Here is a 15,654-nt window from a genome sequence, read left to right on the forward strand (position 1 = left end):
ACATGGAGGTATCTATGAAATTAACACATTTTGATGAAGGCGGTAATGCGCATATGGTGGATGTGTCCCAAAAGGATCACACAGAGCGCGTGGCTGTAGCAGAAGGGTTTATTACGCTCAGTGAGGAAGCTTTTAGTATTGTGGCTAGTGGGAATGTCAAAAAAGGTGATGTGTTAGCAGTGGCACAATTGGCAGCCATCATGGGAGCGAAGCAAACGTCTAACCTCATTCCGTTATGCCATCCATTGGCGTTGACGAAGGTGAGTGTAGACTGCTCTTTAGTAGAAGAACAACGTGCTGTATGTATTCGTAGTACAGTGAAAACCACAGGTCCTACAGGGGTGGAAATGGAAGCGTTAACAGCAGTTCAAGTTGGATTGTTAACTGTCTATGATATGGTAAAAGCCGTCGATAAAACTATGACCATAGGTCCTGTGTATCTTGTGGAAAAACAAGGTGGCAAAAGCGGACATTTTAAACGATAAGATAGTAGGTGAATCATGGAAATTGTATTAGTAGAACCGGAAATTCCTGGTAATACAGGCAATATTGCACGCCTTTGTGCAGCAAATCATATGACACTACATTTGGTGGAACCTTTGGGGTTTTCCATTGAAGATAAATATTTAAAACGAGCAGGTCTTGATTATTGGCATCTAGTAGATGTAAAAATACATAAGTCCTTGGATGAAGTGTATGAACAATATAAAGATCGGCGTTTTTGGTATGCTACGACAAAGGCTGCCCATACCCACGCAGAAGTGCAATATGAAATTGGAGATATGCTCGTGTTTGGTAAAGAAACAAAAGGTTTGCCAGAAGAAATTGTGGCAGCCAATCCAGATACATGCATTCGCATTCCGATGATTGATGAAGCGCGGTCTTTGAATTTATCGAATGCGGTGGCAATCATTGCCTATGAAGCTATGCGCCAACTGGATTTCCCAGATTTGCAGGCCGTTGGACCAGGTGTATCTATCGAGGTGTAACCTCTTGATAGTAGGTATTGGTCTATAGAAAATACTAAATATAGTAAGTCTAATCATATGGTATAGCCTATATATAGTGAAATATCATAGACTTTCACAGAATGACCAAAGATTTAGATAATATAGACTGTATGGCATACACAGTATATGAAAGAATATAAGAATGAAATCCTAATAGGATGGAGGAGGAATTATGAATTACGATTTAGCATATGAATTACAAAAAGCAATGCGTGACAGCGAAGAACATAAAGAGATGATGGCAGCCCAAGAGGCAATTAAAGACGACCAAGCAGCAAAAGGCATGGTAGAAGAATTTATGTCTTTACAAATGCAACTGGAATATGCAAAAATTGCAGATGCTCCTGAAGCGGAAGAGTTATTGAAAAAATTAGAAGGCTTATTGCCAATGGTACAAGCTAATTCCGGTGCGAATGCGTACTTAACAGCGCATGCACGTTGGACACAAGTGGCGAATGATATTTATCGAATCATTAGCGAACCAATCACTGAAGGTATGAAAATTTTAGAAAAGGCAAACTAATATGAGTGCTGTATGGGAAGCATTGCAACAGGTGATTCCGTTGGATCGCATTCAAAGGGATGCGCTGTTAGCACCTTTCACGACCTTTCAAATTGGAGGACCTGCGGATCTACTTGTACTACCTCGTTCTATACAAGAATTGCAGGATTGCATGCGTGTATTACATGCTCATAACATAGAACCTTTTGTGCTAGGCCTAGGATCTAATGTGTTGATTCAAGATGGTGGTATGCGTGGCGTCGTTCTTTGCTTGAAAGAATTGCAAGAGGAGCAACACCGCAACGGTACAACCATTACTATGAGCGCTGGGTATACTTTGAAAGAAGTATCTGAATATGCTCAACGTGAAAGTTTGAGCGGCTTAGAATTTGCCATCGGCATTCCTGGTAGTTTAGGTGGTGCTGTATTCATGAATGCAGGTGCCTATGATGGAGAGATGGATCAAGTGGTAACCAGTGTAGATGCTGTAGATATGCAGGGACACTTGCACCACTATAACCGAGAAGAATTGCAGTTTGCCTATCGTCATAGCCGCTTTCATGAGAACCATGAAATCATTGTTCGTGTGACTATGGAATTACAGGAAGGAAATCCTGAGGATATCCAAGGACGGATGGATGATCTTACTGAAAAACGAGAGTCTAAACAACCATTGGAGCATGCCAGCGCAGGATCTACCTTCAAGCGCCCACCGGGATATTATGCAGGAACTTTGATTGACCAAACAGGTTTGAAAGGGTTATCCGTAGGGCCTGCAGAGGTATCTATGAAGCATGCTGGATTTGTGGTCAATCGTGGAGGCGCTACAGCCAATGATGTGCTAGGTGTAATTCATGAGGTACAAAAACGGATTCATGCAGCTCATGGGGTGCAGTTGGAACCAGAGGTGCGCATTCTAGGGGAATCTCGTGAACCAATGGGTTCTGTTGTCGCCGTTGTGAGAGCTCAAGAGACAGATATTCCAGCATTGTCTAACTTGTGTGCAGACACATTTAGAGAAACTTTCAGTCATGACAATACGGAAGAGGAATTACAGGCTTTCTTTGATGAGGCTTATAACCATGATGTATTGAAACGTGAGTTGGACCATGACGAGAGTGAAATATATCTAGCTTACGTAGATGATGTGTTGGCGGGGTATTTGAAAATAAACTGGGGCGACGCACAAACAGAGCGTAAATTAGAGAATGCCTTTGAAGTACAGCGCCTATATGTGCTCAAAGAGTACCATGGACAAGGCGTGGGTAAAGCCTTGTTTGAAAAAGCTTTGCGCATCGCTGAATCTGGTAATTTTTCTTGGGCATGGTTAGGCGTTTGGGAGAAAAATTATAAAGCCCAACATTTTTATAAACGCTATGGATTTGAAAAATTTGGAGAACACCAATTTGTTGTGACTCCAGAGAAGACAGATATCGATTGGTTGTTGAAGAAATCTTTGCGATAATCCTTGACATATCCATTGTATTTTGAGTATAATATTTCGGTAAGCAATTTGTACGGACTTCCACTAGCCCCGGAAGGTGGCAATTGCTTCTGTTAATACATTCTTGTTATTAGGAGGAAAGCAGCATGAAAACTACATTTATGGCCAATGCGAACAATATTGAACGCAAATGGTATGTTGTTGACGCTGAAGGTAAAACTTTAGGACGTCTTGCTGCCGAAGTTGCTAAAGTTCTTCGGGGCAAACATAAACCAACTTTTACACCACATGCAGACACTGGTGACCACGTTATCGTTGTGAACGCAGAAAAAGTTCGTGTAACAGGTAAAAAATTATTACAAAAAGAATATTTCCGTCATTCTGGTTATCCAGGCGGATCCCGTTTCACTACACTTGCTATGATGTTGGAAAAACATCCTGAACGTGTAATCGAAATGGCAGTTAAAGGTATGCTTCCAAAAAATAAATTGGGTGCACAACAATACCGTAAATTGAATGTATACGCTGGCGCAGAGCATCCACATGCTGCTCAAAAACCAGAAGTTTTGGAATTAGATATCCGTTAATACCGGGAGGAGGAACATATAATGGCAGTAGCACAATACTACGGCACTGGTCGTAGAAAATCTTCCGTTGCTAGAGTTCGTCTGGTACCGGGTACAGGTAAAATCACTGTAAATAAACGCGAATTAAATGAATATTTCGGTCGTCAAACTCTTGAGTTGATTGTTAAACAACCATTGGTATTAACAAACACTTTAGAACAATACGACGTTGTGGCAACTGTAGCTGGTGGTGGTCCATCCGGTCAAGCTGGTGCAATTCGTCACGGTGTGTCTCGTGCATTATTAGAAGTTGATGGCGAACTTCGTCAAGGTCTTAAAAAGGCTGGCTTCTTAACTCGTGACCCACGTATGAAAGAACGTAAAAAATACGGTCTTAAAAAAGCTCGTAAAGCATCTCAATTCTCCAAACGTTAATTTGGCGATTACAGAACCCAGTACCCTTATGGTGCTGGGTTTTTTGTTACCTCTGGAGGATCTGTGTTAATAGAGAAAGGAATGATACTACATGGATAAACTACTAAGACTATTGGGAGTGGTAGCTGTGGCACTGATCATATGGTATTTGCCACATACGCCAGAAATTTCAGATCAAGGATGGCATTTATTAGCTATCTTTACAGCTACTATTGTGGGCTTTATACTACGACCATATCCCACTGGGGTAATGGCATTTATGGGATCTGCGGCGGCAGTAGCTACTAGTTCGATTAAGATGAATGAAGCGTTATTAGGCTATGCAGAGCCTAATGTATGGCTTATCGTATCCGCTATCTTCTTTTCTAGAGGGATCATTAACTCTGGATTAGGTCGACGCATTGCGTATACCTTAATTCATTGGTTCGGTACGAGTACCTTGCGTTTAGCCTATGCCTTGGCGATGACAGATTTAATTATTTCTCCCGCTACTCCATCTAATACAGCTCGTGGAGGTGGTATTATCTATCCTATCGTGCAAAATATTTCTATGGCCTTTGATTCGAGACCAGGAGAAACGGCACGTCGCATGGGAGCCTACCTAATGACTACGGCTCACACAGTAAATGCCTGTACAGTGACTGTATTCTTGACCGCTTGTAGTGGTAACTTGTTGATTACATCTTTAGGGGCAAAATTATTTGGCTACACTGTGACATGGTGGGAGTGGTTTTTAGCAGGAGCCTTGCCTGGTTTGCTCAGTATGGTTATCATGCCTTGGTTTATTTATAAGATTTACCCACCTGAAATCAAAGAAACACCAGAAGCTCCAGCTATGGCTCGTGAAGAGTTAGATAAACTAGGTCCGATCACGACGATGGAGAAAAAGGTAGCAGCTATCTTTGTAGGGGCCATACTATTGTGGTCTACTACGACAATTACAGGTTTACATGCGACGGTCATTGCGGTTATGGCAGTATTGGCCTGTGTCATTAGCGAATGCCTTACATGGGATGACATTTTGAAAGAAACCACAGGTTGGGATATTTTAATCTGGATGGGTACTCTAGTAGGTATGGCTGGATTGCTTGGTAAATTAGGCGTTGTAGCTGTCTTTGCAAAATTCGTCAGCACTATGTTAGGTGGTATGTCTTGGGAGTGGGCGGCCTTGATTATTTCGTTAGTCTTTGTATACTCGCAGTATTTCTTCGCCAGCGGCACCGCTCGTATTACAGCTTTATTTTCTGCCTTTGCGTCTATCTTAATTGCCTTAGGAGCACCAATTCCTTATGCAATTTTAATGTTTGGCTTGATGAATAGCCCCGGCTGTACGTTGACACATTATAGCTCTGGGGTAACACCAATCTTCTTTGGCAGTCACTACGTGCCACAAGTGACCTGGTGGAAAGTAGGATTTTATATTTCCGTATTGAATTATATCTTCCATTTCTTCTTTGGTAACCTAAGCATGAAGTTATTTGGAATCATCTAAGATGATGTAGATAGGGAAATACTTCCAGTGTAGTCATCGTAGTGCATGAGTAGATGATTTCTCTGTAATGATGGTAGTATATGGCTTCATAGAAGTGATGGATGTCATATTCTATATAATTAGACCTAGGATAGGTTTTAGATTAGGTTGTACTGAAATGCTGTACGTGCATTTGGGTACAACCTTTTTTGTTTTATGCTAAATGTGTGGGATGCTCATATACGAGGAGTCATCACATTTGTTATGGTGGGGTTTTAGAGTTTGAAATTGATAATTGAAGAGTGAAGAAATTTAATTATAAACACTACTTTTGTCATAAGATGTAATAATAAAAGTAAATTATTATATTTTTAATAATGATACTTATTGAAAATGCTCGGACTTTCATGTATAATAATGATAATGATAATGAAAGAAATATCCCTCCAAGAGGTACGTATGAAACTAGATAAACGAAAAGGCAAACGTTGGAAAATTGCCGAACATCAAAAAGAAATAGAGTCTCAATTGACCTCTGGATTAGCAGTGCATCCTATTGTTTCTCATTTATTGGTAAACCGTGGGATTACCACTGTAGAAGAAGGTCGAACATTCTTATATAGCACAATGGATGATTTATTAGATCCTTTTATGTTAAAAGGAATGGCACAGGCTGTGGAAGAAATCGAAAGCGTCTTAGCCATGAATGGGTCCATTGTCATTTACGGAGATTATGATGTAGATGGTATTACGGCTACATCACTAATGTACCGATTTTTTTCGCGATTAGGAGCGAATGTAACTTATTATATTCCAGAGCGACAAAGTGAAGGATATGGTCTCAACTTAGAAGCTTTGGAATATTTGATTGCTCAAAAAACAGATTTAATTATTTCGGTAGATTGCGGTATTAGTTCCTATGATATTGTAGAAGCTGTGAGAGATCGCGTGTCTATGATTATTACAGACCATCATACATCACCGCCGCAAATACCAAGGGCTACAGCGGTGGTTAACCATAAACAGCCAGAGTGTCCCTATACAGATAAAAACTTATCTGGCGTAGGTGTGGCATTCAAAGTCTGCCAAGCTTTATGGAAGCGTCGTACTGGTGAAGAATATCGAGAAGACTTAGATATTGTAGCCTTGGGCACGGTTGCTGATGTAGTTCCCTTAGTGGGAGAAAATCGGATTATCGTCCGTGAAGGTTTGCGTAAGATGACAGAGTCTCCCAATGTAGGGATTCAAGCCTTAGTGCAAGTGGCCGGTTTAGAAGGAAAAGTACTATCTGCAGGCCATATTGGGTTTACCTTAGCGCCAAGATTAAATGCAGCAGGACGGGTGACGCATGCGACACGAGCTGTAGAATTACTGATTACCACAGACCTAGTTGAGGCCATGGAAATTGCAGAAGAGTTGCAAGAAACAAATACGGAGCGACAACAGATTGAACGAGCTATTTTTGAAGAAGCGTATCAATCGGTATTAGCACAAGGAAGTTTGGCGGATCAATGTATTGTAGTGGCAGGCGAAGGCTGGCATCCTGGAGTTATCGGTATCGTTGCGTCCCGTTTGGTAGAAGCCTTTTATAAACCGACTATGGTGATTAGTATTCATGATGGAATTGGTAAAGGCTCCTGTCGTAGTATTGATCATTGTAATATGTATGATATGTTAACCTTTGCGGGAGATACATTAATACAGTTTGGTGGACATGCACAGGCGGCAGGATTTAGTGTACAAGCAGAGCATATTGATGCCTTACGTGAAAAAGCTAGTGAGTTTTGCCGTAAACAATTAACAGAAGAAGATTATATTCCTATTGTCACCGTTGATGGTGCTATGCATAGCGATGATATTAGCATTGAGTTAATTGATCAAATAGCTACTTTAGAGCCTTATGGTATGGGGAATAGTACGCCTGTTTTTGCACTTCCTAAGATTCGTGTGCAGAATCTGTACCCTATGGGATTTCAAAAAAATCATTGTAAAATTATCTTGCAAGGTCAACAGGGCCCCATTGATGCGGTGGCTTGGCAAGGAGCGCATTATATGCAGGAAATCTTTGCAGATGACCCTGTAAAAGTAGCGTTTTCTTTGCAGAAAAATGAATGGCAAGGCGTGGTGACACCACAACTCATTGTGCAAGACTTGGAACCACTTTCACAACAAAGAGAACGACTAGAAGTAGATAGCTTACGCAAGATGTATACTGTGGTAAAACATATTTTCCGGTCTCCTACAGCACCAAAGTATATAGTGGAGCGAGAAGCATTAGAGTGTAAGCCACAAGAAATGACTTCGCGAGAAGCAATCCTTGCTTTAGATGTATTTAAAGATTTAGGCATTCTAAAAGAGGAAGCATTGGATGATGGACGTCATGTGTATCGTTGGGTGAATGTGCAACAAAAGTTGGAACTTCACACATCGTTGACGTTTATGACTTATAGTCAGGAGGGATCATAATGGTAAGTACTATAAGTACCCCTCAGGAGCATACATTTAATAAAGAACGAGAATATGGACAATTTATGGATCGTGTTCGGTCCTATTTACCAGAAGAAGACTGGCCAGTCATAGAGCGTGCGTTTGCACTGGCAGATAAAGCGCATGCTCCACAAAAACGGGCTTCTGGAGAACCGTATATCTTGCACCCTTTAGGCGTTGCCACCATATTGAGCGAACTACAAATTGATCGATCTACCTTGGTATCTGCTTTATTACATGATGTAGTGGAAGATACAGAGATAAGCTTAGAGGAAATAGAAGAACAATTTGGACCAGAAGTGGCATTCTTGGTAGATGGGGTTACAAAACTAAATCAATTTCAGTATCAAACAAAAGAAGAACAGCAAATTGAAAATTATCGAAAGATGATTTTGGCCATGGCAAAAGATGTGCGCGTAGTGGTCATCAAGCTAGGGGACCGATTACACAATATGCGTACCTTAAAGCATATGCGTCCTGATAAACAACAACGCATAGCCCAAGAAACATTAGAAATTTTTGCGCCATTGGCACATCGCTTAGGTATTTTTAATATTAAATGGGAACTAGAGGACTTATCGTTCCGCTATTTAGAACCAGAAAAATATTATGACCTAGTACAACAGATGAGTGAAAAACGACAAGCTCGTGAGGATATTGTAAATGATACTATGAATACTTTGAAAGATGCTTTGGAACATGCTCATATTAAAGCAGATGTAAAAGGTCGTCCAAAACACTTTTATAGTATTTATAAGAAAATGAAAAAGGACAATCGAGATTTATCTCAAATTTATGATTTGTATGCCGTTCGAGTCATCGTAGATACGATTCCAGATTGTTATGCCGTGCTAGGTACAGTACATAGTTTGTGGAAACCTTTGCCGTATCGCTTTAAAGATTACATTGCGATGCCGAAGTCGAATATGTATCAATCCTTGCATACCACAGTTATCGGTACAAAAGGTCAGCCTGTAGAAATTCAAATTCGTACTTGGGATATGCATCGTGTGTCTGAATATGGTGTAGCCGCCCATTGGCGATATAAGGAAGGTAATAAAGGGAAAGCAGAAGCTGATTTTGATGCAAAGGTAGGCTGGATTCGTCATGTTCTTGAGTGGCAAGATGCAAGCGATCCGAAAGAATTGCTTAACGCTTTGAAACTGGATGTCTTTACAGGGGAAGTATTCGTCTTTACCCCAAAAGGTGACGTTATGAAGTTGCCAAAAGGCACTGTACCACTGGATTTTGCGTATCGTGTTCATACCGATGTGGGAAATAAATGCGTAGGAGCTAAAATTAATGGCAAGATTGTTCCTCTAGATTATGAACTGCAAAATGGGGACATCGTTGAAATCGTCACTTCTAAAAATGGGAAACCACGGTTAGACTGGTTAAATATTGTCGGCTCTACAGAAAGTAAGACAAAGATTCGAAACTGGTTTAAGCGTGAAAATAAAGAAGAAAATATCGTCAAAGGTCGCGAACTATTAGAAAAAGAAGCGAAACGCTTAGGCTATGATTGGAAGGACTTAACAAAAAATGGTCGCCTAGAAAAGATTGGAAAATCTTTGAATGCTGGCGGCGAAGCTGAGCTGTACTCTGCCGTTGGATTTGGTGGACTTTCAGTGAATACAGTATTGCTCAGATTAGTGGACATTCATAAGCAGGAAGTCGCTAAGGAAGAGCAGCGAAAAGATACGATGGCTGTCATCGACCGTCTTAAAGTACATCAAGGAAAATCTAAGAAAAGTAGCAGTGGTGTTCTTGTAAAAGGTGAAGCTGGTGTGATGGTTCGTATGGCTCGTTGCTGTAATCCTGTACCAGGAGACGACATTATTGGCTATATTACGAGAGGCCGAGGCGTTTCTGTACATCGTGCAGATTGTACCAATATTGGTCATACCCCAGATGATTTGAATCGTATGATAGAAGTCGATTGGGAAGGAGCTACACAGGATCAATTCCAAGTAAGTGTGTCCGTGCATGCCTATGATCGCAGTGGTTTGTTAATGGAAGTGATGGCAGTCTTGTCAGAAATGAAAATTAACATTTCCAATATTAATGCGAAAACTGACGATGCAAAAGATGTAACCATTCATTTAATGTTAGATATTAAAGATTTGTCACAACTCGATTATGTGATGACGAAGTTACGTCGAGTGAAAGATGTATATTCAGTCCATCGAGGAGGGAAAGCATGAGAGCCGTTGTACAACGTGTGAGTTCTTCTTCGGTTACCGTAGATGAGTCTGTTATTGGTAGTACGAAGCAAGGTCTTTTAGTACTAGTAGGCGTAACAGATACGGATACAATAGAGGATGTACAATATATTTGTGAAAAGGTAAGCCACTTACGCATTTTTGAAGATGAACAGGATAAGATGAACCTATCCGTATTAGATGTAGGTGGTGAGGTGTGCGTAGTTTCGCAATTCACTCTCTACGGAGATGCGCGTAAGGGGCGTCGACCGAATTTTATGAAAGCAGCTCCACCAGAGATGGCAGAGCGCTTATATTTGGAGCTAGTAGAGGCTTTCAAAGGAAAAGGCTTAATCGTGAGTACAGGTCAATTTCAAGCTCATATGCAAGTAGCATTGGTCAATGATGGACCTGTGACGATTCTATTAGAGAGTAGTAAAGAGTTTTAATGGAGTTAAGAAATGAAGTTATATTATATGCCCTTAGGGGCGTATGGAACGAATTGTTACATTGCGCATAATGAAGCAGATAATACGTGCCTTGTAACTGATCCAGGTGACGAAGGAGAAAAGTTAAAAGAAATTCTAGATAGTCACGAATTTAAGGTGCAAGGTATTTTATTAACTCATGGGCACAGTGATCATATTGGGGCTGTAAAAACGTTGGTGGATGCGTACCATGTGCCAGTATATATTCACGAAGGCGATGCGGAATGTTTGACGAATCCAACGGTGAATTTGAGTGCTCATTCTGGTCGCTATATTACAGCAGAAGTAGATGATGTACGCTATGTAAAAGAGGGCGATACGATTTCCTTAGGTGACACTACCTTTACTGTGATTGAAACACCAGGTCATACACCAGGTGGAGTATGTTATTACACAGAGGGAACTTTACTGGCAGGGGATACCTTGTTCCAAGGGTCAATAGGCAGGACGGATTTTCCTAATGGAGATTTTGACGTATTAAGTAAGGGGATTAAAGAAAAGCTATATACATTGCCAGAAGATACAAAGGTCTATCCTGGACATGGACCAGAAACAACAATTGGCGATGAAAAGCAATTTAATCCATTTGTACGGTAGGTGATAGGATGGGAGATAAATCTATACAATATTGGCTACGCTGTATTTTACTGATTTTAGCGAGTATAGGTCTAACGATTGCATTACCGGTAGTGATTCCCTTAGTGATTGCTATTATTTTAACCTTGCTCTTATGGCCTTGGGTAAATATGACGCAACAATATATTCGAAAGTATTGGAAACAATGCCCACGATGGTTAGCTATTATTCCATCTTTCGTGGTAGTGGCACTCGTATCTACCGTGTTGGTTCGATATGTGATGGTACCAGTAATTAGTGAATTAACAAAATTATTAATTAACTTACCATATGTATTAGACCAATTTGTAGAAGTGGTAAAAGGATTACAAGGTATCGATGGTGAAAGTATCATACCACATCAATTTGAAGGTGTGATTAATTCAACTTTAGTTACGATTGGTAATTATGGAGTGGATTTAGCACAACGTGGTGTGCTTGCTATCGTGTCCTTTGCTAGTACCTTATTACAATTGTTATTAGTACCGATTTTAACATTTTATTTACTGAAAGATGGACGTAGTATTAAACGGGCTATATTAAATATTTTTTCCAGCCCTACTTCAGCTCATTTGGAAGACGTAGTGAATGATATTATTCGTACTTTAGGAGGATATTTACGGGGACAATTACTATTAGCAAGTAATATGTTTTGCCTTACATTTATCGTATGCTATTGCTACGATTTGCCGTATCCTCTTGTATTAGCAGTATTAGCGGGTATCGCGGAGTGGATTCCTATTATTGGACCATTTATTAGTGCAGCGCCAGCCATTATTTTAGCCGCTGTTATTAGTGGTCCTCTAGCCGTTAAAGTTGCCATTACATATGGGATCTTGCAAGTGCTAGATGGACAAATTATTATGCCCAAGATTATGGGGCATGTTATTAATCTTCCCCCATTAGTTATTATTACAGCCATTTTTGTGGGAGGCTATCTCTTTGGTATGATCGGTATGATGACTGCCGTACCATTGACAGCTGTAGCACAAATTATAGCAAAACGGTTGTGGTATTTTAATAAATATTATAGTTTACAGAAAGAGGAACATCATGGATAAAGCAATGGAAGTACAAGCAACAATGGAAAAATTAAAAGAGCGTATTAAAGATAAAAAATATAAATTAACAACACAACGTCAAATTATCTTACAAACGTTTATTGAAGCAGAAGAGAAGCACTTAAGTGCAGAAGATGTGTATATTTTAGTGAAAAAGAACAATCCAGATATTGGTTTAGCTACGATTTACCGTACATTGGACTTATTCACTGAGTTAGACTTAGTGAAACGTTTGGATTTTGGTGATGGTCGTAATCGCTATGAATTAAATAGCGATGAATTATCTCATTTCCATCATCATTTGATTTGTGTTAAGTGTGGCTGTGTGAAAGAATTTGAAGATGATATGTTGGAAACATTAGAATCCATTATCGCTAAAAAATTGAACTTCCATACCACAGACCATCAATTAAAAGTATACGGTTTCTGTGGCGAGTGTCATGAAAAGGCAAAACAAGCAGAATCTGAAAAAGAACATGCATAATACATATAGCTATGAAGGACCTATGGAGTTAGGTTCTGTCATAGCTCATCAATGTGGTGCAGTGGGATTGTTTTCATCGAAAGACAACCCTGACTTTATTATATATGTATCGGATATTAGGAAATCTGGCTCTAGTCCTTATGTACAAGGTCTATTTCCCATAGAGTATAAGCAAAATGAGTCTGCTCCGAGTGTGTTAGTACAATCTGGTGATATTACCAGTGAACTAGAGGCAGATACTGATGGTACACAGTTGGTAGTACAGTTGTTCTGCCATACTAGAGTACAAGAAGAGCTATTGGAGACTGGTATACAGAGACCATCAGAGTTATACGCAGACTATCTTCATATATGGTCTATTTCTGGAAAAGACACTGTGGAAGGTCGGAAACTGATAGGCAGAGAAGTCTTATCAGAGCTTAGACGTATATTGGGTGTGAAGACTAGTTTATGGGGCACTTTAGTAGGCGTACGGCCTACAAAGTTGACCCATAAACTATGGGACTCCTTAGGTGATTTAGAGAAGGTTCGGCAAGAACTGGAAAGTACCCATAGTATTAGCCATGTGAAGTGGAAATTATTAGAGCAAGTGGCAGTACTGGAACGCCCGTATGTAGCACATGTACAACAATCTCCTAAGGAGATTAGTTTGTATAGTGGCATTCCTTTCTGTGAAACTCATTGCACCTATTGTTCCTTTCCCTATGGACTCATTCAAAACTATGGAAAGGTACAGGACTTTGTGGATGTCTATCATCGTGATATAGAACACTTGAAAAGACTTGTTAAAACATATGGTTTAGAGGTACAATCGTTATACATGGGTGGAGGAACTCCTACTAGTTTAGGAGATGGAGACTTTCACCATATTGTGCATGCATTGGGAGATGTGATTTCAAAGGGCCGTGAGTTTACTGTAGAAGCCGGGCGTCCTGACTCATTGAATGCTAACAAGGTTCAATCTATTGTAGATGCGGGTGTTACTAGGATTAGCTTGAATCCCCAAACGATGCAGGATGATTTGTTGCGTATCATTGGCCGTGGTCATAGCGTTGCAGAATTTTTGTCTATCTATGAGTATGTGGAGAGCCACACAAATTGTTCTATCAATATGGATTTTATTGCAGGATTACCACGTCAAACAGTAAAAAATATGGAAGAGAATGTGCAATACATTGAGCAGTTACGTCCTCACAATGTAACTGTCCATACCTTAGCGTTGAAAAAAGGTAGTCCTTTATATGGGAGTAGCTTTGCCAAAGAGATTCCTTCTGAGGATATGGTCCAAACTATGTTAGATGAAACCCATGAAGCATTATTGCAATTAGGATATATACCATACTATATGTATCGTCAACAATACATGGTGGGGCAAATGGAGAACATTGGCTACACCTTGCCAAACTATGAAAGCATTTATAATATACAAATGATAGAAGAACGTCAGTCCATACTTTCCATAGGACCAGGTAGTGTCTCTAAATGGATAGATGGTGCTGATTTTAGGCAACAAAAACAATACATGCCGAAAGATGTAGATACGTATATTCAAGATATACAACGACTATTAGAGAAACGCGATTTACTAAGTAATGAACATTGGAGGGACAGCTAGTGGCTATTCAAAAACCAAGAGGGACACAAGATTTATTGCCGAGTGTTCTTGGAAATTGGTACTATATTGAAAATACCATTCGTCGATTATGTAAGACCTATGGATTTGAAGAAGTTCGTACGCCTATGTTTGAAGAAACAGGCTTATTTTTACGCGGTATTGGGGAAACTACAGATATCGTACAAAAAGAAATGTATTCCTTTCCTACAGGAGATAAAAAAGATCAATCCTATACATTGCGTCCAGAAGGAACTGCTTCTGCGGTGCGTGCGTATTTAGAAAATAAAATTTATGGACAAGAATCGATTACAAAGTGGTTCTATATTGGCCCTATGTTCCGTCACGATAAGCCGCAAGCTGGTCGCTATCGTCAATTCCATCAATTTGGGGTAGAATTATTGGGTACACAAGCTCCAAGTGCTGATGCGGAATGTATCTCTTTGGTGTTACAATTATTGCGTGACCTAGGTTTAAAAGATTTGAATGTAGAAGTAAACTCTGTAGGTTGTCCAACGTGTCGTCCTGCGTATAGAGAGAAATTAATTGCTTTCTTTGAACCAAAAAAAGAAGAACTATGTGAACTGTGTCAAAGCCGCTTATACAAGAATCCATTGCGTATCCTTGATTGTAAAGAAGAAAAGTGCCAACAATTGGCAGTAGGGGTTCCGGAGTTAAGTGATAATTTATGTGAAGAGTGTCAAGATCATTTCCATCATGTGAAAGAATACTTAACAGCAGCTGGCGAGAAATTCAGTTTAAATCCACGCTTGGTTCGTGGGTTAGACTATTACACGAAAACTGCTTTTGAAGTACAGTATACTCCATTGGGGTCTCAAAGTGCTGTTGCTGGTGGTGGTCGTTATGATGGTCTAGTAGAAGAACTAGATGGACCACATACACCTGCGGTAGGCTTTGCGATGGGTATGGAACGGTTATTGTTGGCTCTAGAAAAACAAGGCTTATTACCAGAACCAACACAAGAAGATTCCGTCTTCGTAGTGGCATTAGGAGAAATGGCACAAAAAGAGGCTTTCAGAATTACAAATACCTTGCGTAATGCCTATGTAAAAGCAGAAATGGAAGGTTCTGGTAAATCTATGAAGAGCCAAATGAAGTATGCTAACAAAATTAACGCAAAATATGTTATTATAATTGGTGATAATGAATTAGCTGAAGGTAAGGTCATCTTAAAATATATGGATACATCTGAACAAGAAACAGTATCCTTAGCTGAGATTACAAACCGTATAACTGAGTTAGTGAAAGGAAATTAGA

15 protein-coding genes and 1 pseudogene are annotated in these 15,654 nt (G+C 39.9%); all 16 read left to right on the forward strand.

Translation table 11 applies throughout. The features are described from left to right. Positions 1-14: 14 nt before the first annotated feature. Positions 15-485 (forward strand): cyclic pyranopterin monophosphate synthase MoaC, encoded by a 471-nt coding sequence (gene moaC / locus HMPREF9200_RS00910; protein WP_009352949.1) that lies wholly within the window; start codon positions 15-17, stop codon positions 483-485. 15 nt (positions 486-500) lie between these two features. Beyond that, on the forward strand, positions 501-989 hold the full coding sequence (gene trmL, locus HMPREF9200_RS00915; RefSeq protein ID WP_009352837.1) for a tRNA (uridine(34)/cytosine(34)/5-carboxymethylaminomethyluridine(34)-2'-O)-methyltransferase TrmL: 489 nt from the start codon (positions 501-503) through the stop codon (positions 987-989). A 193-nt stretch (positions 990-1,182) separates the two neighbouring features. Further along, on the forward strand, positions 1,183-1,533 hold the full coding sequence (locus tag HMPREF9200_RS00920; RefSeq protein ID WP_009352993.1) for a YlbF family regulator: 351 nt from the start codon (positions 1,183-1,185) through the stop codon (positions 1,531-1,533). A 1-nt stretch (position 1,534) separates the two neighbouring features. Beyond that, positions 1,535-2,437, forward strand: a pseudogene (gene murB / locus HMPREF9200_RS08895) (UDP-N-acetylmuramate dehydrogenase); the annotation flags it as partial. 12 nt (positions 2,438-2,449) lie between these two features. Continuing rightward, positions 2,450-2,977, forward strand: coding sequence for a GNAT family N-acetyltransferase (locus tag HMPREF9200_RS08900; RefSeq protein WP_176604744.1), 528 nt, complete (start codon positions 2,450-2,452; stop codon positions 2,975-2,977). A 125-nt stretch (positions 2,978-3,102) separates the two neighbouring features. Continuing rightward, positions 3,103-3,543, forward strand: coding sequence for a 50S ribosomal protein L13 (rplM, locus tag HMPREF9200_RS00930; protein WP_009352918.1), 441 nt, complete (start codon positions 3,103-3,105; stop codon positions 3,541-3,543). Between the two features lie 21 nt (positions 3,544-3,564). Further along, entirely contained in the window at positions 3,565-3,957 is a 393-nt protein-coding gene (gene rpsI, locus HMPREF9200_RS00935) for a 30S ribosomal protein S9 (protein WP_009352806.1), read from the forward strand. Between the two features lie 91 nt (positions 3,958-4,048). Continuing rightward, a complete protein-coding gene (locus tag HMPREF9200_RS00940) occupies positions 4,049-5,449 on the forward strand; it encodes a DASS family sodium-coupled anion symporter (RefSeq protein WP_009352984.1) in 1,401 nt (466 codons plus the stop codon). A 438-nt stretch (positions 5,450-5,887) separates the two neighbouring features. Then, a complete protein-coding gene (gene recJ, locus HMPREF9200_RS00945; RefSeq protein WP_009352811.1) occupies positions 5,888-7,894 on the forward strand; it encodes a single-stranded-DNA-specific exonuclease RecJ in 2,007 nt (668 codons plus the stop codon). Continuing rightward, positions 7,894-10,119, forward strand: a complete 2,226-nt coding sequence (locus HMPREF9200_RS00950) for a bifunctional (p)ppGpp synthetase/guanosine-3',5'-bis(diphosphate) 3'-pyrophosphohydrolase (protein WP_009352854.1) — start codon at positions 7,894-7,896, stop codon at positions 10,117-10,119. Before recJ ends, HMPREF9200_RS00950 begins: the two co-directional genes overlap by 1 nt. After that, positions 10,116-10,565, forward strand: coding sequence for a D-aminoacyl-tRNA deacylase (gene dtd / locus HMPREF9200_RS00955; protein ID WP_009352832.1), 450 nt, complete (start codon positions 10,116-10,118; stop codon positions 10,563-10,565). The genes HMPREF9200_RS00950 and dtd overlap by 4 nt, the downstream gene beginning before the upstream one ends. A 12-nt stretch (positions 10,566-10,577) precedes the next feature. Further along, positions 10,578-11,201: an MBL fold metallo-hydrolase gene (locus HMPREF9200_RS00960; RefSeq protein ID WP_009353002.1), complete on the forward strand. Its 624-nt coding sequence runs from the start codon at positions 10,578-10,580 to the stop codon at positions 11,199-11,201. 8 nt (positions 11,202-11,209) lie between these two features. Further along, positions 11,210-12,280, forward strand: a complete 1,071-nt coding sequence (locus HMPREF9200_RS00965; protein WP_009352909.1) for an AI-2E family transporter — start codon at positions 11,210-11,212, stop codon at positions 12,278-12,280. Continuing rightward, a complete protein-coding gene (locus HMPREF9200_RS00970; protein ID WP_009352981.1) occupies positions 12,273-12,764 on the forward strand; it encodes a Fur family transcriptional regulator in 492 nt (163 codons plus the stop codon). The genes HMPREF9200_RS00965 and HMPREF9200_RS00970 overlap by 8 nt, the downstream gene beginning before the upstream one ends. Beyond that, positions 12,757-14,379: a coproporphyrinogen dehydrogenase HemZ gene (gene hemZ, locus HMPREF9200_RS00975; RefSeq protein ID WP_176604740.1), complete on the forward strand. Its 1,623-nt coding sequence runs from the start codon at positions 12,757-12,759 to the stop codon at positions 14,377-14,379. The genes HMPREF9200_RS00970 and hemZ overlap by 8 nt, the downstream gene beginning before the upstream one ends. Further along, on the forward strand, positions 14,379-15,653 hold the full coding sequence (hisS, locus tag HMPREF9200_RS00980) for a histidine--tRNA ligase (protein WP_009352959.1): 1,275 nt from the start codon (positions 14,379-14,381) through the stop codon (positions 15,651-15,653). Before hemZ ends, hisS begins: the two co-directional genes overlap by 1 nt. Position 15,654: the final 1 nt, after the last annotated feature.

The organism is Veillonella sp. oral taxon 780 str. F0422 (assembly GCF_000221605.1).
GTDB lineage: Bacteria > Bacillota > Negativicutes > Veillonellales > Veillonellaceae > F0422.